General features: G+C 64.9%; 20 protein-coding genes, 1 tRNA gene and 1 pseudogene. 6 read left to right on the plus strand and 16 right to left on the minus strand.

Going from position 1 to position 25,073, the window contains the following annotated elements:
* Window positions 1-67: 67 nt before the first annotated feature.
* The 6 genes and pseudogenes from typA to rimP all read right to left on the minus strand — a co-directional run.
* A complete protein-coding gene (gene typA, locus J7U46_RS10315) occupies window positions 68-1,891 on the minus strand; it encodes a translational GTPase TypA (protein WP_282825474.1) in 1,824 nt (607 codons plus the stop codon).
* Between the two features lie 25 nt (window positions 1,892-1,916).
* Window positions 1,917-2,858: a tRNA pseudouridine(55) synthase TruB gene (gene truB, locus J7U46_RS10320; protein WP_282825476.1), complete on the minus strand. Its 942-nt coding sequence runs from the start codon at window positions 2,856-2,858 to the stop codon at window positions 1,917-1,919.
* Window positions 2,859-2,886: 28 nt separating this feature from the next.
* Window positions 2,887-3,270 (minus strand): 30S ribosome-binding factor RbfA, encoded by a 384-nt coding sequence (rbfA, locus tag J7U46_RS10325; RefSeq protein ID WP_282825478.1) that lies wholly within the window; start codon window positions 3,268-3,270, stop codon window positions 2,887-2,889.
* 86 nt (window positions 3,271-3,356) lie between these two features.
* Window positions 3,357-6,278: a translation initiation factor IF-2 gene (gene infB, locus J7U46_RS10330; protein ID WP_282825479.1), complete on the minus strand. Its 2,922-nt coding sequence runs from the start codon at window positions 6,276-6,278 to the stop codon at window positions 3,357-3,359.
* Between the two features lie 54 nt (window positions 6,279-6,332).
* Window positions 6,333-7,811, minus strand: a complete 1,479-nt coding sequence (gene nusA / locus J7U46_RS10335; protein ID WP_282825480.1) for a transcription termination factor NusA — start codon at window positions 7,809-7,811, stop codon at window positions 6,333-6,335.
* 137 nt (window positions 7,812-7,948) lie between these two features.
* Window positions 7,949-8,428: pseudogene (gene rimP / locus J7U46_RS10340) on the minus strand (ribosome maturation factor RimP); the annotation flags it as partial.
* Between the two features lie 331 nt (window positions 8,429-8,759).
* Between rimP and fabI the strand changes: the two are divergent.
* Window positions 8,760-9,542 carry an enoyl-ACP reductase FabI gene (gene fabI / locus J7U46_RS10345; protein ID WP_282825481.1) on the plus strand — a complete coding sequence of 261 codons (783 nt, stop codon included), beginning with the start codon at window positions 8,760-8,762 and terminating at the stop codon, window positions 9,540-9,542.
* A 66-nt stretch (window positions 9,543-9,608) separates the two neighbouring features.
* Here fabI and J7U46_RS10350 read toward each other — a convergent pair whose 3' ends face one another.
* Complete coding sequence (locus J7U46_RS10350; protein WP_282825484.1) at window positions 9,609-11,870, minus strand: arginine/lysine/ornithine decarboxylase; 2,262 nt, start codon at window positions 11,868-11,870, stop codon at window positions 9,609-9,611.
* A 157-nt stretch (window positions 11,871-12,027) separates the two neighbouring features.
* Between J7U46_RS10350 and J7U46_RS10355 the strand changes: the two genes are divergently transcribed.
* The 4 genes from J7U46_RS10355 (at window position 12,028) to J7U46_RS10370 (ending at window position 15,383) form a co-directional block, all read left to right on the plus strand.
* Complete coding sequence (locus J7U46_RS10355) at window positions 12,028-12,450, plus strand: NfeD family protein (protein ID WP_282825485.1); 423 nt, start codon at window positions 12,028-12,030, stop codon at window positions 12,448-12,450.
* Window positions 12,451-12,486: 36 nt separating this feature from the next.
* Window positions 12,487-13,404, plus strand: a complete 918-nt coding sequence (locus J7U46_RS10360; protein WP_282825487.1) for an SPFH domain-containing protein — start codon at window positions 12,487-12,489, stop codon at window positions 13,402-13,404.
* Between the two features lie 45 nt (window positions 13,405-13,449).
* Window positions 13,450-13,540, plus strand: a tRNA-Ser gene (locus J7U46_RS10365).
* 193 nt (window positions 13,541-13,733) lie between these two features.
* On the plus strand, window positions 13,734-15,383 hold the full coding sequence (locus J7U46_RS10370) for a hypothetical protein (RefSeq protein ID WP_282825489.1): 1,650 nt from the start codon (window positions 13,734-13,736) through the stop codon (window positions 15,381-15,383).
* A 13-nt stretch (window positions 15,384-15,396) separates the two neighbouring features.
* Here the strand turns inward: J7U46_RS10370 and phoR are convergent, their stop codons facing one another.
* From phoR to pstS, 7 genes are all read right to left on the minus strand, one after another.
* Complete coding sequence (gene phoR, locus J7U46_RS10375) at window positions 15,397-16,746, minus strand: phosphate regulon sensor histidine kinase PhoR (RefSeq protein ID WP_282825491.1); 1,350 nt, start codon at window positions 16,744-16,746, stop codon at window positions 15,397-15,399.
* A gap of 36 nt (window positions 16,747-16,782) precedes the next feature.
* The gene (gene phoB, locus J7U46_RS10380; RefSeq protein ID WP_282825493.1) at window positions 16,783-17,484 is read right to left on the minus strand and encodes a phosphate regulon transcriptional regulator PhoB; all 702 of its coding nucleotides are present in this window, start codon (window positions 17,482-17,484) and stop codon (window positions 16,783-16,785) included.
* A 5-nt stretch (window positions 17,485-17,489) separates the two neighbouring features.
* Window positions 17,490-18,197 (minus strand): phosphate signaling complex protein PhoU, encoded by a 708-nt coding sequence (gene phoU, locus J7U46_RS10385; protein ID WP_282825494.1) that lies wholly within the window; start codon window positions 18,195-18,197, stop codon window positions 17,490-17,492.
* 16 nt (window positions 18,198-18,213) lie between these two features.
* A complete protein-coding gene (gene pstB, locus J7U46_RS10390; RefSeq protein ID WP_282825496.1) occupies window positions 18,214-18,999 on the minus strand; it encodes a phosphate ABC transporter ATP-binding protein PstB in 786 nt (261 codons plus the stop codon).
* A gap of 19 nt (window positions 19,000-19,018) precedes the next feature.
* A complete protein-coding gene (gene pstA, locus J7U46_RS10395; RefSeq protein ID WP_282825497.1) occupies window positions 19,019-19,876 on the minus strand; it encodes a phosphate ABC transporter permease PstA in 858 nt (285 codons plus the stop codon).
* Window positions 19,873-20,895 carry a phosphate ABC transporter permease PstC gene (gene pstC / locus J7U46_RS10400; RefSeq protein ID WP_282825499.1) on the minus strand — a complete coding sequence of 341 codons (1,023 nt, stop codon included), beginning with the start codon at window positions 20,893-20,895 and terminating at the stop codon, window positions 19,873-19,875. The genes pstA and pstC overlap by 4 nt, the downstream gene beginning before the upstream one ends.
* Window positions 20,896-21,003: 108 nt before the next feature.
* Window positions 21,004-22,044, minus strand: coding sequence for a phosphate ABC transporter substrate-binding protein PstS (gene pstS, locus J7U46_RS10405; protein WP_282825501.1), 1,041 nt, complete (start codon window positions 22,042-22,044; stop codon window positions 21,004-21,006).
* 213 nt (window positions 22,045-22,257) lie between these two features.
* Here pstS and J7U46_RS10410 point away from each other — a divergent pair, with 213 nt between their 5' ends.
* The gene (locus J7U46_RS10410; protein WP_282825503.1) at window positions 22,258-22,743 is read left to right on the plus strand and encodes a fasciclin domain-containing protein; all 486 of its coding nucleotides are present in this window, start codon (window positions 22,258-22,260) and stop codon (window positions 22,741-22,743) included.
* A 97-nt stretch (window positions 22,744-22,840) separates the two neighbouring features.
* Here the strand turns inward: J7U46_RS10410 and glmM are convergent, their stop codons facing one another.
* Both glmM and folP read right to left on the minus strand, forming a co-directional pair.
* On the minus strand, window positions 22,841-24,172 hold the full coding sequence (gene glmM / locus J7U46_RS10415) for a phosphoglucosamine mutase (protein ID WP_282825504.1): 1,332 nt from the start codon (window positions 24,170-24,172) through the stop codon (window positions 22,841-22,843).
* Window positions 24,169-25,050 carry a dihydropteroate synthase gene (gene folP / locus J7U46_RS10420; RefSeq protein ID WP_282825505.1) on the minus strand — a complete coding sequence of 294 codons (882 nt, stop codon included), beginning with the start codon at window positions 25,048-25,050 and terminating at the stop codon, window positions 24,169-24,171. Before folP ends, glmM begins: the two co-directional genes overlap by 4 nt.
* Between the last annotated feature and the right edge of the window lie 23 nt (window positions 25,051-25,073).

Raw genomic sequence — 25,073 nt, forward strand, 5'->3', positions numbered from 1 at the left:
GATTGGAGCCCCCTCTTGGAGGGGGCTGGGGGAGCTCACAGGACAGCGCAAAGCGCGCGTCGTGCGCTCAGGCGCGCGACGCGCGCTTGCGCTCGTTCTCCGTCAGGAAGCGCTTGCGGACACGCACGCTCTTCGGCGTGATTTCGACCAGCTCGTCGTCGTCGATGAAGTCGACACCGTATTCCAGCGTCAGGTCGATGGGCGGCGTGATCTTGATCGCGTCTTCCTTGCCGCTGACGCGGAAGTTGGTCAGCTGCTTGGTGCGCGTGGCATTGACGACCAGGTCGTTGTCGCGGTTGTGGATGCCGACGATCATGCCCTCGTACACCGGGTCATTCGGCTTCACGAACATGCGGCCGCGGTCGTCCAGCTTGCCGAGGGCGTAGGTGAAGATTTCACCGTCGTCCATGGAGATCAGCACGCCGTTCTTGCGGCCGCCGATGTCGCCCTTGTGGGCTTCGTAACCGTCGAAGATCGACGAGATCAGGCCCGAGCCACGGGTCAGGTTCATGAACTCGTTAGCGAAGCCGATCAGGCCACGCGCAGGGATGCGGTACTCGAGGCGAACGCGGCCATGGCCGTCCGGCTCCATGTTCAGCATCTCACCCTTGCGCAGACCCAGGGCCTGCATGACGCCGCCCTGGTGGATTTCTTCCACGTCGGCAGTCACCAGCTCCATCGGCTCGCTCTTCACGCCGTCGATGTCCTTGAACATCACGCGCGGCTTGGAAACAGCCAGCTCATAGCCTTCGCGGCGCATGTTTTCCAGGAGGATGGTCAGGTGCAGTTCGCCGCGACCGCAGACTTCGAAGATGCCGTCTTCGTCGGTCTCGGAGACGCGCAGCGCCACGTTGTGCTGCAGCTCCTTTTGCAGGCGATCCCAGATCTGGCGGCTGGTGACGTACTTGCCTTCGCGACCGGCCAGCGGGCTGGTGTTGACGCAGAAGTTCATCGTCAGCGTCGGCTCGTCCACCTTCAGCATGGGCAGCGGCAGCGGATTGGCCGGGTCGGTCACGGTCACGCCGATGCCGATTTCTTCAATGCCGTTGATCAGCACGATGTTGCCGGGGCCGGCTTCAGTGACCTGCACACGGTCCAGACCTTGGAAGGTCAGCACCTGGTTGATGCGGCCGTTGACCGATTTGCCGTCCGGGCCCTCCATGACCTTGACCTGCATGCCGGGCTTGATGGTGCCCTGGCTGATGCGGCCCACGCCGATGCGGCCGACGAAGGACGAGAAGTCCAGCGCCGAGATCTGCAGCTGCAGCGGGGCGCTCGCGTCGCCGGTTTGCGCCGGCACATGCTTCAGCACGGTGTTGAAGAGGGCCGACATGTCCTCGCCCCACTTTTCGCCCGGAGCGCCTTCTTCCAGCGAGCTCCAGCCGTTGATGCCCGAGGCGTAGACAACCGGGAAGTCCAGCTGCTCATCGGTAGCGCCCAGCTTGTCGAACAGGTCGAAAGCGGCGTTGACGACGGCGTCCGGCTTGGCACCCGGCTTGTCGACCTTGTTCACCACGACGATGGGCTTGAGGCCGAGGGCCAGGGCCTTCTTCGTCACGAAGCGCGTTTGCGGCATCGGGCCTTCTTGCGCGTCGATCAGCAGCACCACGCCGTCGACCATGGACAACGCGCGTTCCACTTCACCACCGAAGTCCGCGTGTCCGGGCGTGTCGACGATGTTGATGTGCGTGCCTTCCCAGGACACGGCGCAGTTCTTGGCCAGAATGGTGATGCCACGCTCGCGTTCGATGGCGTTGTTGTCCATCACGGTGTCGACGACCTTTTCATGGTCGGCGAAGGTGCCGCTCTGACGCAGCAGCTGGTCCACCATCGTGGTCTTGCCATGGTCGACGTGGGCGATGATGGCGATGTTGCGGATCTGGGTACTCATAGCAAAACGACTTTCCTAAAAATTCTTAAACGCTCAACAGGCTTTCGACTTCCTGTGGGCTCAACAAGCGGCCGGGTATCAATTCACCGGCGGCGATTGATGCGCTGCCCAACAAGGCATGAGCGGCGGGCCCGTAGACCCGGACATGCGGTGCATCTGCGGCGGCAACGCGGCGCCGCAGACCATTCAGGAACCGGCTGGCATCCTCATCAGCCAGGCTGATGGACGGCCAGTCGGCCAACAAGCAATCGGGCGGACGCAGCAGCGCTTCGCGCTCGGCCTCCGTCATCGCGGCCAGGGCATCGAGGCTGATGGCATCGCGCACATCGACGCTGCCACTGGCGGTGCGGCGCAAGGCGCTCAGGTGCGCGCCGCAACCCAGCTCACGGCCGATGTCTTCGGCCAGCGTCCGGATGTAGGTGCCCTTGGAGCAGCGCACCGCGATGGTCAGCGAATCAGTCTGCCAGTCGAGCATGTCGATGCTGTGAATCGTCACAGCGCGCGCTTCGCGCTCAATGGTGATGCCTTGGCGGGCGTAGTCGTACAGCGCCTTGCCTTCGTGCTTCAAGGCCGAATACATGGGCGGCACCTGCGAGATGGCGCCCGTGAACTTGGCGCAGGCCGCTGCGATTGATTCACTCGTCACCGCGACTTCGCGGGTCTCCAGCACCTCGCCTTCGGCGTCACCGGTGGTCGTGGTCTGACCGAGCTTCAGCGTCGCTTCGTAGGCCTTGTCGGCATCGAGGCTGACCTGGCTGAACTTGGTCGCCGCGCCAAAGCAGAGCGGCAAGAGGCCGGTGGCCAGAGGGTCGAGCGTGCCCGTGTGCCCAGCCTTCTCCGCCCGCAGCAGCCACTTGGCTTTTTGCAAGGCGTCGTTGCTGGACAGGCCCAGCGGCTTGTCGAGCAGCAGCACGCCGTGCAGGGCACGGCGCACAACTCTCTGGCGCTGGGGTTTGGTTTCGGTCACGGCTGGCCTGCTTGCGAGATTTTCTGGATCAGTCGTTCGTGTGTTCTTCGTCGTCCAGCGCGCGGGTGGCGTTGGCCTTGGAGATCAGCTGGCTCATCTCAGCCGCACGCTCGATGGTGCGGTCGTAATGGAAATGCAGCGTCGGCACGGTGTGGATCTGCAAGCGCTTGAACAGGCCGTTGCGCAGGAAGCCGGCAGCCTCGTTCAGCGCCGCTTCGCTCTCGACCGGATCGCCGACCAGCACCGAGAAGAAGACCTTGGCATGCGCATAGTCGGGCGTGACCTCGACCGCATTGACGGTCGCCATGCCGACGCGTGGATCCTTCAGCTCGCGGATCAGCTCCGCCAGGTCGCGCTGGATCTGGTCGGCCACGCGGAAACCGCGGTTGGGGATGGCTCTTTTGTGTCGCATGTCTTAGCTCCTTCGCTGCCCCTCCAAATACAAACCCCGCCTTCGTTTTCGGAGGCGGGGTTTGCTGGGTGAGGCCAACTCCGCTGTTAAAGCGTTCGTGCCACTTCCTTGATCTCGAAGAACTCCAGCTGGTCGCCCTCGGCGATGTCGTTGTAGTTCTTGAGCTTGATACCGCACTCGAAGCCTTCCTTGACTTCCTTGACATCGTCCTTCTCGCGGCGGACCGAGTCGACCTCGCCGGTGTAGATGACGATGTTGTCGCGCAGCAGGCGGAACTTGGCACCACGGCGCACCAGGCCCGAGGTGACCATGGAACCGGCCACGGTACCGATCTTGGAAGCGACGAACACGACGCGGATCTCGGCGGTACCCAGCGCTTCTTCGCGCTGTTCCGGAGCCAGCATGCCGGCCATGGCTGCCTTCACCTCATCCACGGCGTCGTAGATGATGTTGTAGTAGCGCAGGTCGACCGAGTTGCCCTCGGCCAGCTTGCGGGCACCCGCGTCGGCACGGACGTTGAAGCCGATGATGACCGCCTTGGAAGCGATCGCCAGGTTGACGTCGGACTCGCTGATGCCACCGACCGCCGCATGGACGATCTGCACCTTGACTTCGTCGGTCGAGAGCTTGAGCAGCGAGGCAGCCAGGGCTTCCTGCGAACCTTGCACGTCGGCCTTGATGATCAGCGGCAGGCTCTGGACATCGCCAGCACCCATTTCGCTGAACATATTCTCCAGCTTGGCAGCTTGTTGCTTGGCCAGCTTCACGTCGCGGTACTTGCCCGAGCGGAAGGTGGCGATTTCACGGGCGCGGCGCTCGTCGGCCAGCACCATGAATTCATCACCAGCCTGCGGCACTTCGGTCAGGCCCTGGATTTCCACCGGGATGGACGGGCCGCCCTCGGTACAGGCCTTGCCGTCTTCGTCCAGCATGGCGCGCACGCGGCCATAGGTGGAACCCGCCAGCACGACGTCGCCGCGCTTGAGAGTACCGCTCTGCACCAGCACCGTGGCCACCGGGCCGCGGCCCTTGTCCAGCTTGGCTTCGATCACGAGGCCCTTGGCCATCGAATCCTTCGGCGCCTTCAGTTCCAGCACTTCGGCCTGCAGCAGCACTTGCTCCAGCAGGTCGTCAATGCCCTGGCCGGTCTTGGAAGACACGCCCACGAACGGCGAATCGCCGCCGAATTCTTCCGGCACCACCTGCTCGCCGACCAGCTCGCTCTTGACGCGCTCGAGGTTGGAATCAGGCTTGTCGATCTTGGTGACCGCCACGACGATGGGCACGCCCGCCGCCTTGGCATGGTGGATCGCTTCCTTGGTCTGGGGCATCACGCCATCGTCCGCCGCCACCACCAGGATGACGATGTCGGTGGCCTTGGCGCCGCGAGCACGCATGGCCGTGAAGGCCGCGTGACCCGGGGTGTCCAGGAAGGTGATCATGCCGCGCGGCGTGTCGACGTGATAAGCGCCGATGTGCTGCGTAATGCCACCCGCTTCGCCAGCGGCGACGCGGGCACGGCGGATGTAGTCCAGCAGCGAGGTCTTGCCGTGGTCGACGTGACCCATGACGGTGACCACCGGCGCGCGCGGCAGCGATTCATGCTGCTGCTCGGTCGTGCCCTCTTCTTCGAGGAAGGCATCGGGGTCGTCCAGCTTGGCAGCGAACGCCTTGTGGCCCATTTCCTCGACGAGGATCATGGCCGTTTCCTGGTCCAGCTGCTGGTTGATCGTGACCATCTGGCCCAGCTTCATCAGCTGCTTGATCAACTCGGAAGCCTTGATCGACATCTTGTGTGCCAGATCGGCCACCGAGATGGTCTCGGGCACATGCACTTCCTGGATCTGCTGCTCGACCGGCGCGACGAAGCTCGACTGGCCACGGTCACCACCGCGGTCATTGCGGCCACGGCCGCCCGCACCACCACGGGCCGGAGCGCGCCAGCCCGGACGGGCGCCAGCACCAGCCGTCGGGCCGGCTCCGACCGTCTTGAGTCCACGCTTCTTGGCGGCATCGTCGGCCCAGCTGGAAGACAGCTTCTCGGACTTGATCGACTTCTTGTCGCCCGGCTTGGCAGCACCGGCGCCTGCAGCGGCAGGAGCGCCCGGCGTGCCCGGCTTCTTGTGGATCGTGCCCTTGATGGCGGCGGCTTCAACCGGCTTCGGTTCTTCCGGCTTCTTGGCCACCATGACCTTCTTGGGCGCATTCATCATGGCGCGGATGGCGGCGGCCTCGGCCTCGGCGGCCTTGCGGCGGCGCTCCAGGTCGGCTTGCTTCTGCTTTTCGTCGGCAGCCGGTGCCGTGGCCTTGACAACGCGCAGCGCGGGCTTGGGCGGCTCGACTGGCGCCGGCGGCGGTGCCACAGGTTCAGCAGCCGGGGCGGCAGGCGCAGCGGCCACAGGCGCGGCTGCTGCGGCGCCCTTCTTGGCGGCAGCGGCAGCAGCCTTGGCGGCAGCCTCGGCCTTGGCGGCAGCCTCGGCAGCTTCCTCGGCAGCGCGGGCTTCCGCAGCCAGGCGTTCCTGGCGGCGTTGCTCTTCGGCTTCCTTGGCGGCGCGCTCGGCTTCTTCGCGCTCACGCATCTTGGCTGCGAGCTCTTCTTCCTGGCGACGCAGCGCTTCGGCCTGCTTTTCAGCTTCCTCTTCGCGACGCTGCAGCTCGGCTTCTTCCGCAGCGGCGGCTGTGGCTTCGTCAACACCAGCGGGCAGGTCGTCGCGCTTGACGAAGGTGCGCTTCTTGCGAACCTCGACCTGGATGGTGCGGGCCTTGCCGCTGGCATCAGCCTGCTTGATTTCGCTGGTCGACTTGCGGGTCAGCGTGATCTTCTTGCGGTCAGCACTGGCCGTACCGTGCGCGGTGCGCAGGTAGTCCAGCAGCCGCTCTTTGTCGGCCTCGTTGAGGGCGTCCTCGGTGGACGCCGTCTTGACGCCCGCGGCTTGCAGCTGCTCGAGAAGAGTGCTTGCAGGCCTGTTCAGCTCTGCGGCGAACTGGGCGACGGTGGTCACAGCCATTGTTGAATCCTTGTGCTAAATCTGCTGTGCGAAATACTGGTCTTCAACGCTCTGTTAAGCGGTGAACCAATGTTCGCGGGCCTTCATGATCATGGTGCGGGCATCAGCCTCGTCCATGCCGGCCAGTTCAACGAGTTCGTCGACGGCCAGGTCGGCCAGGTCGTCGCGGGTGTGGATGCCGCCATCGGCGAGCTTGGCAATCAGGTCGGGCGTCACGCCTTCCAGATCACGCAGGTCTTGGGACACTTCCTCGACCTTCTCTTCCTTGGCAATTTCCATGGTCAGGAGCGCATCCTTGGCTCGGGTGCGCAACTCGTTGACCGTGTCCTCGTCGAAGGCCTCGATTTCCAGCATTTCCTGCATCGGCACGTAGGCCACTTCTTCCAGGCTGGTGAATCCTTCGGCGATCAGGATGTCGGCGACTTCGGCATCGACGTCGAGCTTCTCGACGAAGAGCTTGCGCACCGATTCCGATTCCTGCTCATGCTTGGCGGCCGATTCCTCGGCCGACATGATGTTGATGCGCCAGCCGGTCAGCTCGGAGGCGAGCCGCACGTTCTGGCCACCGCGGCCGATGGCGATGGCGAGGTTTTCCTCGTCGACCACCACGTCCATGGCATGGCGCTCTTCGTCCACCACGATGGACTGCACATTGGCCGGAGCCAGTGCGCCGATGACGAACTGCGCAGGGTCTTCGGACCACAGCACGATGTCGACGCGCTCGCCAGCCAACTCATTGGTCACGCCGTTAACGCGCGAACCGCGCACACCCACGCAGGTGCCGATCGGGTCGACGCGCTTGTCGTGCGACAGCACGGCGATCTTGGCGCGGCTGCCGGAGTCACGGGCGCAGCTCTTGATCTCAAGCAGGCCCTGTTCGATTTCAGGCACTTCCTGCGCGAACAGCTCCTTCATGAACTCGGGCGACGAGCGCGAGAGCATGATCTGCGGGCCACGCTGTGTGGGGTCCACGCCCAGGATGACGGCGCGAACGCGGTCACCGGTGCGCAGGTTTTCCTTGGCGATCATTTCGGTGCGCTTAAGGCGGCCTTCCACGCGACCCGACTCGGCAATGATGTCGCCCTTGTCCAGACGCTTGACCGTGCCAATGAAGATCTTGTCGCCGCGCGACATGAAGTCGTTCAGCAATTGCTCGCGCTCGGCGTCACGGATCTTCTGCAGGATGACCTGCTTGGCGGCCTGGGCACCGATGCGGCCGATCGGCACCGATTCAACCGGCTCTTCGATGTGGTCGTCGACCTCGATGTCTTCGATCTGCTCCTGCGCTTCGAACAGCAGGATTTCAGAATCGGCGTTTTGCAGACCAGCTTCGTTCGGGACAACGTGCCAGCGGCGGAAAGTCTCGTACTCGCCAGAGTCACGATCAACGGCCACACGGATGTCGACTTCCGTGCCATACAGCTTCTTGGTGGCCGAGGCCAGGGCGGCCTCGACAGCGCCGAACACGACATCGCGCTCCACGCTCTTCTCGCGCGAGATCGCGTCCACCAGCATCAACAGTTCGCGGTTCATTGATCAGGACCTCCATCAACCTTTTCATCTTCGCCGGCAGCCTCGACAGACTGCCGCGCCTTTGCATTGCTGCGCTTCTTGGGGGCCTTGGGCTTCTTGGCCTCGGTCACCGTCTCGCCCGTCCCATGCAGTTCCTTGGGCTGGGCATTGCGCCCCTTGAAGGTCAGCGCCGGCACCAGCTTGGCCTCGCGCACTTCTTCAAGGGAAAAATCGAGGGCCTGGTCGGCCTTGCCGTCGTTGAACACGAGGCGCCAGCCTTCGCCTTCTGCCGCCAGGACGCCGCTGTACTTCTTGCGCCCCTGGAAGGCCACGCGCAGCGTGATCTGGACTTCCTCGCCGGCAAAGCGCTGGTAGTCGGCCAGTTTCTTCAGCGGGCGATCCACACCGGGAGAAGAAACCTCGAGACGCTCGTAGGGTGCGTTCTCGACTTCAAGCACATACTGCAGCTGCCGCGTCACCTTCTCGCAATCGTCGACGGTGATGAACCCGCCGACGGCGAGCTGCTCGGGGAGCTTGTCGATGTACACGCGCAGCAAGCCAGCAGCACTGCGCTCGCAGTCCACCAGTTCGTAACCGAGGCCGGTCACGGTTTTCTCAACAGCCGCTTGCCAATTCATGCGTGATGCTTCGTCGCTCGCCGATTTCTAAAAGATGCTTGGGATCGCAGGGCAAGGCCACTCACGCAACAAGAACGCAAAGACGTTCGAGCAAAAAAAATGGGCTGGATGAATCCGCCCACATTTGCAAGTGTCTCGGCCTCAATCAGATTTGAATCAAATTTGATCAGGACCTACTGCTCTTGCTGCACTTGCCTTGCGTTCGCCGTCATGCCTTGCCAGCGAAGCCGGGATTGTACTATGCACGCCCCATGCCGACAAGCCGTAGACAGCCCGTGGCGCTCATGGCATGCCAAAATCCGGCCCCGATAACCAACAAACAGGAGCCACCATGGGTTTTCTCGCCGGCAAGCGATTGCTGATCACGGGCGTATTGTCCAATCGTTCGATTGCCTACGGCATTGCCAAGGCCTGCCGCCGCGAAGGCGCCGAACTGGCTTTCAGCTACGTGGGCGAGCGCTTCAAGGAACGCATCACCGAATTTGCCGCCGAGTTCGATTCCAAGCTGGTTTTCGACTGTGACGTCGGCAGCGACGAGCAAATCGAAGCCATGTTCGCCCAGTTGGGCGAGGTCTGGCCCGAGTTCGACGGCTTCGTCCATTCCATCGGTTTCGCGCCGCGTGAGGCCATCGCCGGTGACTTCCTCGACGGCCTGACCCGCGAGAACTACCGCATCGCCCACGACATCTCGGCCTACAGCTTCCCGGCCATGGCCAAGGCCGCCGCTCCGCGCCTGCGCGCGGGCGCCGCCCTGCTGACGCTGAGCTACCTGGGCGCCGAGCGCTATGTGCCCAACTACAACACCATGGGCCTGGCCAAGGCCTCGCTGGAAGCCAGCGTGCGCTACCTGGCCTACAACATGGGCGCCAAGGGCATCCGCGTGAACGGCATCTCGGCCGGCCCGATCAAGACACTGGCCGCCTCGGGCATCAAGGACTTCGGCAAGCTGCTGTCCGCCTTCGCCGCCACCACGCCGATCCGCCGCAACGTGACGATCGACGATGTGGGCAACACAGCCGCCTTCCTGCTGTCCGACCTGTCGGGCGGTATCAGCTCGGAGATCATCTATGTGGACGGTGGCTTCAGCCACGTCGCACTGGCTGGCGAAGCCTGATCTGGCGTTTTAGCAATAGAAAACGGGGCCCTTGGGGCCCCGTTTGCATTTATGCCTGCTGATTGATTACTTCGTGGCGACGCAATCGACAAAGTAGCGTGACTTGCCATCCTCGCCCTTCTCTTCCACCAGGCCATGCACGTCCGTGGCAAAGCCCGGGAACTTGGCATTGAACTCTCGGGTGAACTTCAGGTAGTCCACGATCTTCTTGTTGAAGCGCTCGCCCGGAATCAGGAGCGGGATGCCCGGCGGGTACGGCGTCAGCAGCGAGGTCGTCACACGGCCTTCGAGCTTGTCGATCTCGACGCGCTCGGTGCGGCGGTGGGCGATGTGGGCATAGGCATCGCTCGGCTTCATCGCCGGCTCCAGGTCCGACAGGTAGACCTCGGTCGTCAGGCGCGCGATGTCGCCCTTGGCATAGGCCTCGTGGATGCTCTGGCAGAGGTCGCGCAGGCCCATGCGCTCGTAGCGCGGCTGGGCGGCACAGAACTCCGGCAGGATGCGCCACAGCGGTGCATTCTTGTCGTAGTCATCCTTGAACTGCTGCAGGGCGGTCAAGAGCGTGTTCCAGCGGCCCTTGGTGATGCCGATGGTGAACAGGATGAAGAACGAGTACAGGCCCGTCTTCTCGACCACCACGCCGTGCTCGGCCAGGAACTTGGTGACGATGCTGGCCGGGATGCCGGTCTTGGCGAACTTGCCGCTCATGTCCAGCCCCGGCGTGATCACCGTGGACTTGATCGGGTCCAGCATGTTGAAGCCGGACTCGAGGTTGCCGAAGCCGTGCCACTTCTGGTTGGCCTTGAGCATCCAGTCGGCTGGCTTGCCGATGCCTTCTTCCACCAGCTTGTCCGGACCCCAGACCTTGAACCACCAGTCCTTGCCATAGTCGGTCTCGACCTTGCGCATGGCACGGCGGAAGTCCAGCGCCTCGGCGATGCTTTCTTCCACCAGGGCCGGGCCGCCAGGCGCATCCATCATCGCGGCCGCCACGTCGCAGCTCGCAATGATCGAGTACTGCGGGCTTGTGGAGGTGTGCATCAGGTAGGCCTCGTTGAACAGATGCTTGTCCAGCTTGACGTTCTGCGCATCCTGCACGAGCACCTGCGAAGCCTGGCTGATGCCGGCCAGCAGCTTGTGGGTCGACTGCGTGGCATAGACCATCGCCTGCTTGGGGCGCGGGCGGTTCTTGCCCATCGAATGGTAGGAGCCGTAGAAGCCATGGAAGGCGGCGTGCGGCAGCCAGGCCTCGTCGAAATGCAGGGTGTCGATCCAGCCATCGAGCTTGGCCTTGATCGTCTCGGTGTTGTAGAGCACGCCGTCATAGGTGCTCTGCGTCAGCGTCATGATGCGCGGCTTGACCTTCTTCGCATCCACGCCCTTGAGCAGCGGATTCTTGGCGATCTTCTTGCGGATGCTCTCGGGCGAGAACTCGCTGTCCGGGATGGGGCCGATGATGCCGTAGTGGTTGCGCGTCGGCGTCATGAAGACCGGCACGGCGCCGGTCATGATGATCGAGTGCAGGATGCTCTTGTGGCAGTTGCGGTCCACCACCACCACGTCTCCCGGCGCCACCGTGTGGTGCCAGACCATCTTGTTGGAAGTGCTGGTGCCGTTGGTGACGAAGAAGCAGTGGTCGGCATTGAAGATGCGCGCAGCATTCTTCTCAGAGGCCGCGACCGGGCCGGTGTGGTCCAGCAGCTGACCCAGCTCTTCCACCGCATTGCAGACGTCGGCGCGCAGCATGTTCTCGCCGAAGAACTGGTGGAACATCTGGCCCACCGGGCTCTTCAGGAAGGCCACGCCACCCGAGTGGCCGGGGCAGTGCCAGGAGTAGGAGCCGTCCTGCGCATAGTCCATCAGCGCCTTGAAGAACGGCGGCGCCAGGCCATCGAGGTAGCTGCGCGCCTCGCGGATGATGTGGCGGGCCACGAACTCCGGCGTGTCCTCGAACATGTGGATGAAGCCATGCAGTTCGCGCAGCACGTCGTTGGGCAGATGCTGGGAGGTGCGCGTCTCCCCATAGACGTAGATCGGGATGTCCGCATTCTTGAAGCGGATTTCTTCGATGAACTTGCGCAGGTTCAGCACCGCCGGGTCGAGCTCGGGCCCGGGCGTGAACTCCTCGTCGTCGATCGAAAGGATGAAGGCGCCGGCGCGGCTCTGCTGCTGGGCGAACTGACTCAGGTCGCCGTAGCTCGTAACGCCCAAGACCTCGAAGCCCTCCTTCTGGATGGCATCAGCCAGGGCGCGGATGCCCAGACCCGAGGTGTTCTCGGAGCGGTAGTCCTCGTCGATGATGACGATGGGAAAACGAAAACGCAGCATGGCTTGGCCTCCAGTGGGCACGGGCGAAAAACGGAAGGCGCGAAGTGTAGGGCCAAGCACCGGAATGACGCTGGGCCGCCCCCGTTTGTCGCACAAACCGGACGACCTGAGCGCGCCAGGCCGGGCGCTACACTCGTTTGCAACAAACGGAGGGGCAATGAATCAAGCCATCGCCTGGTGGATCGTGGTGGGCCTGCTGGTCGCGGCTGAGCTGGCCACCGGCACCTTCTACCTGCTGATGCTGGCCCTGGGTGCCGGCGCCTCGGCACTGGCCGCCCATCTGGGCCTGAGCATGACGGCGCAGATGCTGACGGGAGCCCTGGTCGGCGGTGCAGCCGTGGCGCTGTGGCATCTGCGCCGCAGCAAGCAGATGCGCCTGCCGGCGCAGGCAGACCGCGACGTCAATCTGGACATCGGTCAAACCGTGCAGGTCCAGCACTGGCAGGACGACGGCCGAACCACCGTCAAGTACCGCGGCACCGACTGGCAGGCCCGCTTCCAGGGCGAAGGCCAGCCGCAGAGCGGCCGCTTCGTCATCCGCGCCATCGACGGCAGCTGTCTGCTGCTCGAACCGGCCTGAGCCGCACAAGGCCCAACTAACAACAAGGGGAGATGCATGGAAATCGTTGCACTGGTGCTGCTGATCGTCGCAGCCATTTTTGTGGTCCGCTCGGTCAAGGTCGTGCCGCAGCAGCATGCCTGGGTGGTCGAACGCCTGGGCCGCTATCACGGCACGCTCACGCCAGGGCTGAACTTCCTCGTGCCCTTCGTTGATCGCCTGGCCTACAAGCATTCGCTGAAGGAGATCCCGCTCGATGTGCCGAGCCAGGTCTGCATCACCAAGGACAACACGCAGCTGACGGTCGACGGCATTCTCTACTTCCAGATCACCGACCCGATGCGTGCCAGCTACGGCTCCAGCAACTACATCATCGCGATCACCCAGCTCGCGCAGACCACGCTGCGCAGTGTGATCGGCCGCATGGAATTGGACCGCACCTTCGAAGAGCGCGACATGATCAACAGCTCCGTCGTACAGGCGCTCGACGAGGCCGCCTTGAACTGGGGCGTCAAGGTGCTGCGCTACGAGATCAAGGACCTGACGCCGCCGCCTGCCATCCTGCATGCGATGCAGGCGCAGATCACGGCCGAGCGCGAGAAGCGCGCCCTGATTGCGGCATCTGAAGGCCGCCGCCAGGAACAGATCAACATCGCCACCGGCGAGCGCGAGGCCGCCATCGCGCGCTCCGAAGGCGAGAAGCAGGCCGAGATCAACAAGGCACTCGGTGAAGCCGCCGCCATCACCGCCGTGGCCGATGCCACGGCCGACGCCATCCGCAAGATCGCCGCCTCCATCCAGCACCCCGGCGGCGACCAGGCCGTGCAGCTGAAGGTGGCCGAGAAGGCTGTCGATGCCTATGCCCAGCTCGCCCAGAAGAACAACACCATGATCGTGCCCGGCAACATGAGCGAGGTATCGGGCCTGATCGGCACGGCCATGGCCCTGATGAATGGCAACGCCAACAAGGCTTGAGACTCTCCGGAGCACCCGAAAAACTAGGCTAGAATGGCGGGCTTCGGAGCGGTGGATGAGTGGTTTAAGTCGCACGCCTGGAAAGCGTGTGTGGGTTAATAGCCCACCGCGGGTTCGAATCCCGCCTGCTCCGCCAGAAATTTGTTCGCAGCGGTCCGCATGGACCCAGATGCAACGCCTAGAAGCCCCGCAAGTCCTTGAGACGCGGGGCTTTTTTGTTTGCTTTCGCCGGCAGTGTTCAACCGTTCTGAGTGTCAAGCTGACTCAGGAAGGGGCACGCCCCGAATCTCCGGCATGATCCGGCTCACAACAACAAGACCCCGAGACGCGTGAACCTGCCCACCCCCGCCATCGTGGCCGAGCGCGGCGCCCAGCGCCTGCCGCGACTGGCCTTGCTGCTGCTGTGCGCGGCCTATGTGCTGCCCGGCCTGTTCGGCCGCGACCCCTGGCGCAATGCCGACCTGACCGCCTTCGGCTTCATGGCCAGCATCGCCCAGGGCCATGCCTCCTGGTGGCAGCCGGCCATTGCCGGGATACCTGCTGAAGGCGGCCCTCTGCCCTTCTGGCTCGGCGCGCTGGCGATCAAGGCCCTGCCCTTCCTCGACCCGGCGCTGGCCGCGCGCCTGCCCTTCGCAGCCGTGCTGCTGCTTGTGTTCATGCTGGTCTGGTACAGCAGCTTCCATCTGGCCCGCACCGAAGCCGCCCAGCCCGTGGCCTTTGCCTTCGGTGGAGAAGCGCAAGTGACCGACTATGCACGGGCGATGGCCGATGGCGCCCTGCTGGCTCTGCTGGCCAGCCTCGGCCTCCTGATGCTGGGCCACGAGACCACGCCCGAGTTGCTGCAGTTGCTGGCCTGCGCCATCTATCTCTACGGGTTGGCGGTGGCGCCCTACAGCGCCTGGAAATCGCGCGCGGCCGTCCTGCTCTCGCTGCCCGTGCTGGCAGCCAGCGGCGCGCCGGCCGTGTCCATGCTCTATGCCGGCCTCGGCGCCTGGCTGTGCCAGCGCTCCAGCTACGACGACGTGCGCAGCCTGACGATGTGGGTCTTGGCGGCCGCGCTCCTGAGCGCGCTGTCGGCCTGGGCCTTCGACGCTTGGGCCTGGCGGGTGAGCATGCCGGGCACGACAGAGTTCGGCCTGCAGCTGCTGAGCCAGTTCGGCTGGTTCTGCTGGCCGGCCTGGCCGCTCGCCTTCTGGACGCTGTGGCGCTGGCGCCATCACTGGCCGCGCCGCCACATCCTGTTGCCGCTGATCGTCTTCGTCGTGCCCATGGTGGCCTCGATCACCATGAACGGCTCGGACCGCGCCCTGCTGCTGTGCCTTCCGCCGCTGGCCGTGCTGGCGGCCTTTGCGCTGCCAACACTCAAGCGCAGCTTCGCCGCCGCCGTGGACTGGTTCTCGGTGTTCTTCTTCACCGCCGTGGCCCTGTTCTTTTGGGCCTACTACCTGTCGATGCAGCAGGGCTGGCCGCCCAAGCTGCTGGCCAATCTGCAGCGCCTGGCGCAGGGCTTTGTGCCCAGCTTCCATCCACTGGCCCTGCTGGCCGCGGCCCTGGCCACGCTGGCCTGGCTGGCCCTGGTGCGCTGGCGCACGTCGCGCCATCAGCATGCGGTCTGGAAGAGCCTGGCCCTGCCCGCCGGCGGCGTGACCCTGGCCTGGCTGCTGGCCATGACGCTGATGCTGCCGCCGCTGGACTACGCGCGCAGCAACCGCCCGCTGATCGAGCGCCTCCGCGCACAGCTGCCTTCAAATCCGACCTGCATTGCAGCGCCCGACCAGGCGATGTCGCTGCTGGCTGCGCTGGAGTTCCAGGGTGGCTGGCACGTCGACGCCCGCAGGCCCCTGGTCATCACCGAATGCAGCCATGCGCTGCGCTATGTGCAGGGCCAGGAAGTGCCGCCAAACGGCTGGCGCCTGCTCGCCATCGTGAAGCGCCCCACCGACCGGGGCGACCAGGGCTACCAGCTGCTGGCCCGCTGATCAGCCGGCCGGTTCAGGCCTTCAACTGCTCGGCCACCACCGGCTCAGCCGCTGCCGCGCGCACGCGGGCGGCCGGGAACTGCAGCTTGAAGCGGCTGCCCTTGCCGACCTCGCTCTCGATCAGCAAGGCGCCACCATGGCGCTGCACCACATGCTTGACGATGGACAGGCCGAGGCCCGTGCCGCCGCTTTCGCGGGAGCGGCTACCGTCCACGCGATAAAAGCGCTCGGTCAGGCGCGGCAGATGCTCCCGGGCGATGCCGGGCCCGGTATCGGCCACGCAAAGCTCGCCGGAGCCATCGGCGAGTTCGCGCCAATGGACGTCGATGCCGCCGCCCTCCGGTGTGTAGCGCACCGCATTCGAGACCAGGTTGCCGATGCCGCTGAGCAACTCGCCCTCGACACCGGCCAACTCGGCCCGCGTATCAGCCAGCACCGTGATGCGGTGCCGCCCCTGCGACAGCGCGAGCGCGTCGCTGCGGATGCGCTGCAGCAGCCCGTCGAGGCTCACCCATTTGTCTGATGTAGGCCGCGGGCTGCCCTCCAGCTGGGCCAGCGTCAGCAGGTCGGCCACCAGGGTCTGCATGCGCTGCGTCTGCTGCTGCATCAGGCTGAGCACGCGGCGGCGCTCGGCCTCGGTCAGCGGCAGGCTGTCCATGGTCTCGATGAAGCCCGCCAGCACCGTCAGGGGCGTGCGGATCTCGTGTGAGACGTTGGCGACGAAATCGCGTCGCATCGCATCGGCCCGCTCACGCTCGGTCACATCGACCGAGAGCACCAGCTTGCGGCCTTCTCCGTAGCTGCGCACGACGACAGACAGGCTGCCCCGCCCGCGCGAGCTGCCAGCCAGCAGCAGCGGGTCCTGGTAGTCACCCGCCTGCAGATAAGCCACGAAATTGGGCGCACGCACGAGGTTGGTGATGCGCTGCTGCAGGTCGCGCTGCGGGTCCAGCGAGAAGTGGTCGGCCGCCACGTGGTTGCACCACTGGATCTGGTCGTTCGCGTCCAGCATCAGCACGCCATTCGGCGAAGCCTCGATGGCGGAGAGGAACTGGTCCATCCACAGCCGCTCACGCGCCAGGGCCAACTCGCGCTGGCGCAGTGCACGTTCGACGCGGTAGCCGATCTCGCCCCAGAAGCCACGGTCACGCGGAGCCGCCTCTTGCTGCGAGCCGCGAAGCCATTCCATCAGGCGGTGCGCGCGCAGCGAGTCAAACAACGTGAGCAAGGCCACCGCCGTGCCAGCCCCGAGGGCCTCGGCCACCAGTGGCGCGGCGAATTCGTGGCCAGCCCACCAGCCCACCAGGCTGCCGGCGGCCAGTGCCACCACGATCAATACCAGCCGGGCAAAAAACCAGCTCAAGTCCGCATCCTCAAAGTCTTCTTCTTGAACAATCGATCAGCTCGACAGCGCAGCCTGCTGCTGCGTCAGGCGATAGCCGGCACCGCGCACCGTCTCGATCATGCGCTGACAGTGCACCTTCTCCAGCGCCTCGCGCAGGCGCTTCACATGCACATCCACCGTGCGTTCCTCGATGAACACATGGTCGCCCCAGACGCGGTCCAGCAGTTGCGAGCGGCTGTGCACGCGCTCGGGATGGGTCATGAAGAAATGCAGCAGCCGAAACTCGGTCGGGCCCAGCTTGACTTCGGTGCCATCGCGGCTGACGCGGCGCGTGCCGGGGTCGATGCTGAGGCCACCGACCTCGACCACCGAGTCCAGCGCCTCGGGCGCGCGGCGGCGCAGCACGGCGCGGATGCGGGCCAGCAGCTCGTTGGTCGAGAAGGGCTTGGTCAGGTAGTCGTCGGCACCGGCATCCAGGCCGGCGATCTTGTCCATCTCGTCGGCGCGGGCGGTCAGCATGATGACCGGCAGCTCCTTGGTGCGAGCGCTGCCGCGCCATTGGCGGGCCAGCGCCACGCCGCTCTGGCCGGGCAGCATCCAGTCCAGCACGACGAGGTCGGGCAACATGCGGTCGACCTCGTACTGGGCCTGGTCAGCGCTCGCCGCCAGGGTCACTTCAAAACCTGCATGGCGCAGGTTGATGGAGATCAGCTCGGCGATTGCCGATTCGTCTTCCACCACCAGGATTCGGCTCATCTTGATTACCTCACCATGGTTTCGACGGCCTCGGGCGTGTTGTGACGCACGTCCGTGCCCTTGACCACGTAGATGATGACCTCGGCCAGGTTCTTAGCATGGTCGCCCACACGCTCGATGGCCTTGGCCACGAACACCAGGTCGATGGACGAAGAGATGGTGCGCGGGTCTTCCATCATGTAGGTAATCAGCTTGCGCAGCAGGCCATCGAACTCCTTGTCGATCTGGTCGTCCTGCTTCAGCACTTCGAGCGCCTTCTCGACGTCCAGGCGGGCAAAGGCATCCAGCGCCTTGCGCAGCAGGGCCACGGCCAGCTCGGCCTCGAAGGCCAGGTCCGACATCGGCAGACGCAGCCGGCTCGACACGCCGGCATTGATCAGGCGCTGCACCGTTCGGGCCACACGCGCGGCTTCGTCACCGACGCGCTCCAGGTTGGCAATCGCCTTCGAGATGGCGATCAAGAGGCGCAGGTCGCGGGCCGTGGGCTGGCGGCGGGCAATGATGGTGGAGAGGTCGCGGTCAATCTCGACCTCCATCGCATTGACCTTCTCCTCGGTCTGCAGCACGCTGCTGGCCAGCTCGCCGCTGAACTGCACCAGGGCCTCCACGGCCTGGGCCACCTGGGCCTCGACCATGCCGCCCATCTCGAGCACGCGGGTGGAGATGCCGCTCAGCTCGGCATCGAATTGGGTGGAGAGATGCTTGTCGCTCATTCTTGGTCTCCCTCGATCAGCCGAAACGGCCGGTGATGTAATCCTCAGTGTCTTTGCGCTTGGGCTTCATGAACAAGTCGCCCGTGGGGCCGAACTCGATCAGGTCGCCCAGGTACATATAGGCCGTGTAGTCCGAGCAGCGTGCGGCCTGCTGCATGTTGTGGGTCACGATGGCCACCGTGTAGTCGCTCTTGAGCTCGTGGATCAGCTCCTCGATCTTGCCGGTGGAGATCGGGTCCAGCGCCGAGCAGGGCTCGTCGAGCAGGAGGATCTCCGGCTTGATCGCAATGCCGCGTGCAATGCACAGGCGCTGCTGCTGGCCGCCGGAGAGGCCGGAGCCGCTCTGGTTGAGCTTGTCTTTCACTTCGGTCCAGAGCGCGGCTTTCTTCAGAGCCCACTCGACACGTTCATCCATCTCCACACGCGGCAGCGTCTCAAAGAGGCGCACGCCGAAGGCGATGTTGTCGTAGATCGACATCGGGAACGGCGTGGGCTTCTGGAACACCATGCCGATCTTGGCGCGGATCAGGGAGACGTCTTCGCGGCTCGAGAGAATGTCCTCGCCGTCCAGCAGGATCTGGCCTTCTGCGCGCTGCTCGGGGTAGAGCTCGAACATGCGGTTCAGCGTGCGCAGCAGTGTGGACTTGCCGCAGCCGCTGGGGCCGATGAAGGCGGTGACCTTCTTTTCCGGGATGTCCAGGTTGATGCTCTTCAGCGCGTGGAAGCTGCCGTAATAGAAGTTCAGGTTGCGCACCGAGAGCTTGGCCCGCTCGGTGATGGGCATGTCGACTTTGGCGTCCATGGTCAAAGCTTTCTTAGGTTCAGTGCTTGTTCTTGAAAAACACGCGCGCCATGATGTTCAGCAGCAGCACGCCCAGGGTGATGATGAAAACGCCCACCCAGGCCAGTTGCTGCCAGTTCGCATAGGGGCTCATCGCGAAGTCGCGGATCATGGCCGGCAGGCTCGCCATCGGGCGGGTGATGTCGGTGCTCCAGAACTGGTTGGACAGTGCCGTGAACAGCAGCGGTGCGGTCTCGCCCGACACGCGGGCCAGTGCCAGCAGCACGCCTGTGATCACGCCGGAGCGCGCGGCCTTCAGCGTCACCGAGAGAATCACCTTCCACTTCGGCGTGCCGAGTGCGTAGGCGGCTTCGCGCAGTGCGTTCGGCACCAGACTCAGCATGTTCTCGGTCGTACGAATCACCACCGGGATCACGATCAGCGCGAGCGCCATGATGCCGGCGATGCCGGAGAAGCTCTTCATGCGGGTGACCACCACCGCGTAGATGAAGAGGCCGATCACGATGGAAGGCGCCGACAGCAGGATGTCGTTGATGAAACGCACGGCGCTGCCGAGCCAGGTCTTCTGGCCGTACTCAGCCAGGTAGACGCCAGCCAGGATGCCGATGGGCGTGCCGATCAGCGTGGCCATGCCCACCATCAGGCCGGAGCCGAAGATCGCGTTGGCCAGGCCACCGCCCTCGCCTTGCGGCGGCGGGGTGGTCTCGGTGAAGACGGCCAGGTTCAGGCCGCCGAAGCCGAAGCGCACGGTGTCAAAGAGGATCCAGATCAGCCAGAACACGCCGAAGGCCATCGCAGCCAGCGACAGGGTCAGCGCGACCTGGTTGACGCGCCGGCGGCGCCTGTACATGCCCAGGCGGGCTTGGCTCGTGCTCATGTGCGGGCTCCCTCGTTCTTCTTGAGCTTGTTGAGCAGCAGCTTGGAGCAGGCCAGCACCACGAAGGTGATGAAGAACAGCACCAGGCCGAGGTAGATCAGCGAGGCCTGGTGCAGGCCCTCGCCGGCCTCGGCAAATTCATTCGCCAGGGCCGAGGTGATGCTGTTGGCGGCCTCGAAGACCGACAGCGAATTCAGCTGGCTCGCGTTGCCGATCACAAAGGTCACGGCCATGGTCTCGCCAAGCGCGCGGCCGAGGCCCAGCATGATGCCGCCGACCACACCGGTCTTGGTGTAGGGCAGCACCACGCGCCAGACCACCTCCCAGGTGGTGGCACCGAGGCCGTAGGCCGATTCCTTCAGCATAGGCGGCGTCACCTCGAAGACGTCCCGCATCACCGAGGCGATGAAGGGAATGATCATGATGGCGAGGATGATGCCGGCCGGCAGGATGCCAATGCCCACGGGCGGGCCCGACACCAGCTCACCAAGCAGCGGCACGCCAGTCAACAGCTGCTGCAGCGGCTGCTGCACGTAGGTCGCGAAGATGGGGCCGAAAACCAGCAAGCCCCACATGCCGTAAACGATGGAAGGCACGGCCGCCAGCAATTCCACGGCCACACCCAGCGGACGCTTGAGCCAGTTGGGCGAGAGCTCGGTCAGGAACATCGCGATGCCGAAGCTGACCGGCACGGCAATGGCCAGCGCGATCAGCGAGGTCATCAAGGTGCCGTAGATCATCACCAGGCCGCCGAACTTCTGCTGCACGGGGTCCCAGTCCTTGGAGACCAGGAAGCCGAGGCCGAATTCCTTGATGGACGGCGCGGCACCGATCAGCAGCGAGACGATGATGCCGACCAGCAGGATCAGCGTCAGCCAGGCGGCGCCGTGGGCCAGCAGGGCAAAGACGGTGTCGGCCCAGGGGGCGACGCGGCGGCGTGCCGGCGGGCCGCCCTGGGGCTGGCTGCGCTCGGCCGCGCGGTCAGCGGCCAAGGTGTTGGCGGGGAGTATTGCGGCCATGGTGGGTCTGTCGCTTCCTCAGCGTTGAATTCTGACTAGCCCTCTTGTGCCACAGCCCGGAGGGGTCACCACCGGGCTGCTTCACTGAGCGGGCTCAGCGGCTTGGCATCACTTGTAGCTGACAGCCTTGCCGTCGGCGCCCTTGATCTCGCCCCATTGCTTGCGGATCAGGTCCTTGACGGCGGCCGGCAGCGGCACGTAGTCGAGATCGTCGGCCATCTTGTCGCCACCGGCGGCATAGGCCCAGTCGAAGAACTTCAGGGCGGCAGCAGCCGAGGCGGTCTTTTCCTGCGACTTGTGCATCAGGATGAAGGTGGCGCCGGTGATGGGCCAGCTGTCCTTGCCGGCTTGCTCGGTCAGCACCTGGTAGAAGGTCTTGGACCATTCGGCACCGGCAGCGGCGGCCTTGAAGGCGTCATCGCTCGGGGCGACGAAGTTGCCGGCCGAGTTCTTCAGCAGCACATGCGACATCTTGTTCTGCTTGGCGTAGGCGTACTCGACATAGCCGATCGAGTTGCTCAGGCGCTGCACGTACGACGACACGCCCTCATTGCCCTTGCCGCCTGCACCGGTGGGCCAGTTCACGGCCGTGCCTTCGCCGACCTTGCTCTTCCACTCGGCGTTGACCTTGCTCAGGTAGTTGGTGAACAGGAAACTGGTGCCCGAGCCGTCGGCGCGGCGAACCGGCGCGATGGCTGCGTCAGGCAGGGCCACGCCCGGGTTCAGGGCGGTGATGGCGGGGTCATTCCACTTGGCAATCTTGCCGAGGTAGATGTCACCGAGCACCTGACCGGTCAGCTTCAGCTGGCCCGGGGCCACGCCCTTGATATTGACCACCGGCACGACGCCGCCGATCACGGTGGGGAACTGCACCAGGCCATCCTTGGCCAGCTCATCGTCCTTCAGCGGGGCATCGGAGGCGCCGAAGTCGACCGTCTTGGCCTTGATCTGGCGGATGCCGGCACCGGAGCCGACCGATTGATAGTTGATGCGAGCGCCAGTGGCCTTGTGATAAGCGTCAGCCCACTTGGAGTAGATCGGGGCCGGGAACGAGGCGCCGGCGCCGGTCACGTCCTGCGCGGAGGCGCCGGTCATGGCGGCGAGGCCGGCAGCAAGAAGGAAACCCTGAGCAAAGCGAGTGAGATTCATGGCGGACCTGTGACGGTGCTTGGTTGAACGATGCTCGGCATCCTAAAAAGCCAATATGACAGCGTAGTGACATCGCTTGACAAGATCCAGCGGTGATTGCCGCCCTAGCAAGGGTGTCACATTGAATTCACCGTGATGTCACAGAGGCTTTCTACAGTCTCAGGCACCGGGCCCATGCACCCTGCATCCGCCCTGCATTTGTGGAGACCCATCATGCAAACCCAGATCGTTCGCCTCTTTTCCACCCTCGTCCTGGCCGCCGGCCTGGGCGCCTGCGCCACGGCGCCCGCCCCGGCTCCGCTGACCGAAACCCTGGCTCGCGCACCCCAGCTGAGCACCTTCAACCGCCTGGTGGCCGAGGCCGGCATGGCCGACGAGCTGCGCGCTGCCGGCCCGCTGACCGTGTTCGCGCCCAGCGACGAAGCCTTCAAGGCCGTGCCGGCCAAGACCCTGGAAGCCCTGGTGGCCGACAAGGCCCAGCTCAAGTCCGTGCTGAGCTACCACGTGGTCGCTGGCAAGCTGTCGGCCGCCGAGGTGCGCAACAGCAACCAGAAGACCCTGCAAGGCGGCACGATCGCTCTGGCCCGCGCCGGTGACTTTGTGACTGTCGAGGAAGCCATGGTCCAGCAGGCCGACATCACGGCCACGAATGGCGTGGCCCATGTGCTGGACCGCGTGCTGATGCCGCCGAAGAAATAGACCCCAGGTAGGACCCTCGCCCAGCAACCAAGCAAGCGAGAAGGGCCGCCAGCGTGCAAACGCTGGCGGCCCTTGCTCTTTTTTGAGATTCAGCGAATCAGACCCGCACGGCTTCCGCGAGACGCTGGGCGCATTGCTGGGCCAGGGTCGCATCGCTGGCCTCGACCATCACGCGCAGCAGGGGCTCGGTGCCCGATGCCCGGATCAGCACGCGGCCACGCTGACCGAGGTCGGCCGTGACCTCAGCCTGTTCCTGGGCCAGGCGGGCATTGCCCTTCCAGTCCTGGCCCGGCTGCAGGCGCACATTGATCAAGGTCTGCGGGAACAGGTCCACACCAGCGAGCTGGTCCGACAAGCTGCGGCCGGTGCGGCTGATCGCCTGCAGCACCAGCAAGGCGCTGACGATGCCGTCGCCGGTCGTGTGCTTGTCCAGGGCCAGCAGGTGGCCGGAGCCTTCGCCGCCGAGCTGCCAGCCGCGTGCGGCCAGCTCTTCCAGCACGTAGCGGTCGCCGACCTTCGCGCGGACGAAATCGACATCACGCGACTTCAGCGCCAGCTCGACGGCCATATTGGTCATCAGCGTGCCGACGGCGCCGGGCACACGCAGGCCTTGATCGAGGCGGTCCGCCACCATCACATAGAGCAGCTCATCGCCGTTGTAGAGGCGACCTTCGGCATCGACCAGTTGCAGGCGGTCGGCATCGCCGTCCAGCGCCACGCCGTAATGGGCGCCATGCTCCTTGACCGCCTTGACCAGCGCGGCCGGCGCCGTAGCACCAAAGCCGGCGTTGATGTTGTAGCCATCCGGGCTGCAACCGATGGCGATCACCTCGGCGCCCAGCTCGTGGAACACGTCGGGAGCGATCTGGTAGCCGGCGCCATGGGCAGCGTCGACGACGATCTTCAGGCCCTTGAGCGTGAGGTCGGAGCCGAAGCAGTTCTTGCAGAACTCGATGTAGCGGCCGCGCGCGTCTTCCAGGCGGCGGGCACGGCCGAGGTTGGCCGAATCGACCCAGACCGGCGGCTCTTCGAGCGCGGCTTCAACGTCCAGCTCCCAGGCATCGGGCAGCTTCTCGCCCTTGCTCGAAAAGAACTTGATGCCGTTGTCGGCGAAGGGGTTGTGCGAGGCCGAGATGACCACGCCCAGGTCCTGGCGCAGCGCGCGGGTCAGGTAGGCCACGCCCGGCGTGGGCAGCGGGCCCGTCAGGCGCACATCGACACCCGCCGAAGCGAAACCAGCTTCGAGGGAGGATTCCAGCATGTAGCCAGAGATGCGGGTGTCCTTGCCGATCAGCACGCTGGGGCGTGCGACCTTGCGTTTGAGCACGCGGCCCACGGCATGGCCCAGGCGCAGCATGAAATCGGGGGTGATGGGCGATTGGCCCACGGTGCCGCGGATGCCATCGGTTCCGAAATAGGTACGGCTCATTGCGAGCGGCCTCCAGTATTTTTGATCTCGCTATTGTCGGCGAATAGCGCACCCGGCCCATCCCCAGCCTGCCAGACCTTGAGCGCATCGCTGGTTGCTGCGACATCGTGCACACGCAGGATGCGGGCACCATGCGACAAGGCCAGCAAGGCGGCCGCCACGCTGGCCGGCAGGCGTTGATCGACCGGCCTGCCGGTCAGGTCACCGAGCGTGCGCTTGCGCGACCAACCCACGAGCAGCGGATATCCAAGTGACAACAGGCTTCGCTGCTCGCGCAGCAGGAGCAGGTTCTGCTCGGAGGTCTTGGCAAAGCCATAGCCGGGGTCCAGCACGATGCGTTCAGCCGCCACGCCAGCGGCCCGCACCCGTGCGGCTTGCTCGCCGAGGAATTGCGCCACCTCGGCCACCACGTCGGCATAGTCGGTCAGGCCCTGCATCGTCGAGGGCTCGCCGCGCATGTGCATCAGGCAGATACCGGCCGACGCATGGGCCGCAAGCAGTTCCAGCGCTCCCGGGCGGCGCAGGGCCTGCACGTCGTTGACGATGTCGACGCCAGCATCCAGCGCGCGCTGCATCACGCCCGGTTTGCAGGTGTCGACCGACAGCGGCACCTTGAGGCTCAGCGCCGCCTGGATCACCGGTGCAATGCGGCGCCACTCCTCTTCATCGGGCAGCACGGCAGCGCCAGGCCGCGTCGATTCGCCACCGATGTCGAGGATGTCGGCCCCCTCCTCCACCAGGCGTTCGCAATGCGCGATGGCGCTCGCGGCCTCGCCATGCTGGCCGCCATCGGAAAAGGAATCGGGCGTGACGTTGACGATGCCCATCACCCGGGGGCGGCTGAGGTCGATCTGAAAGCGCCGGGTCTGCCAGTACATAGCGAGGACGGAGTTGAAAGGAA

It is taken from the genome of Pelomonas sp. V22 (assembly GCF_030014915.1).
Taxonomy (GTDB): Bacteria; Pseudomonadota; Gammaproteobacteria; order Burkholderiales; family Burkholderiaceae_C; genus JAUASW01.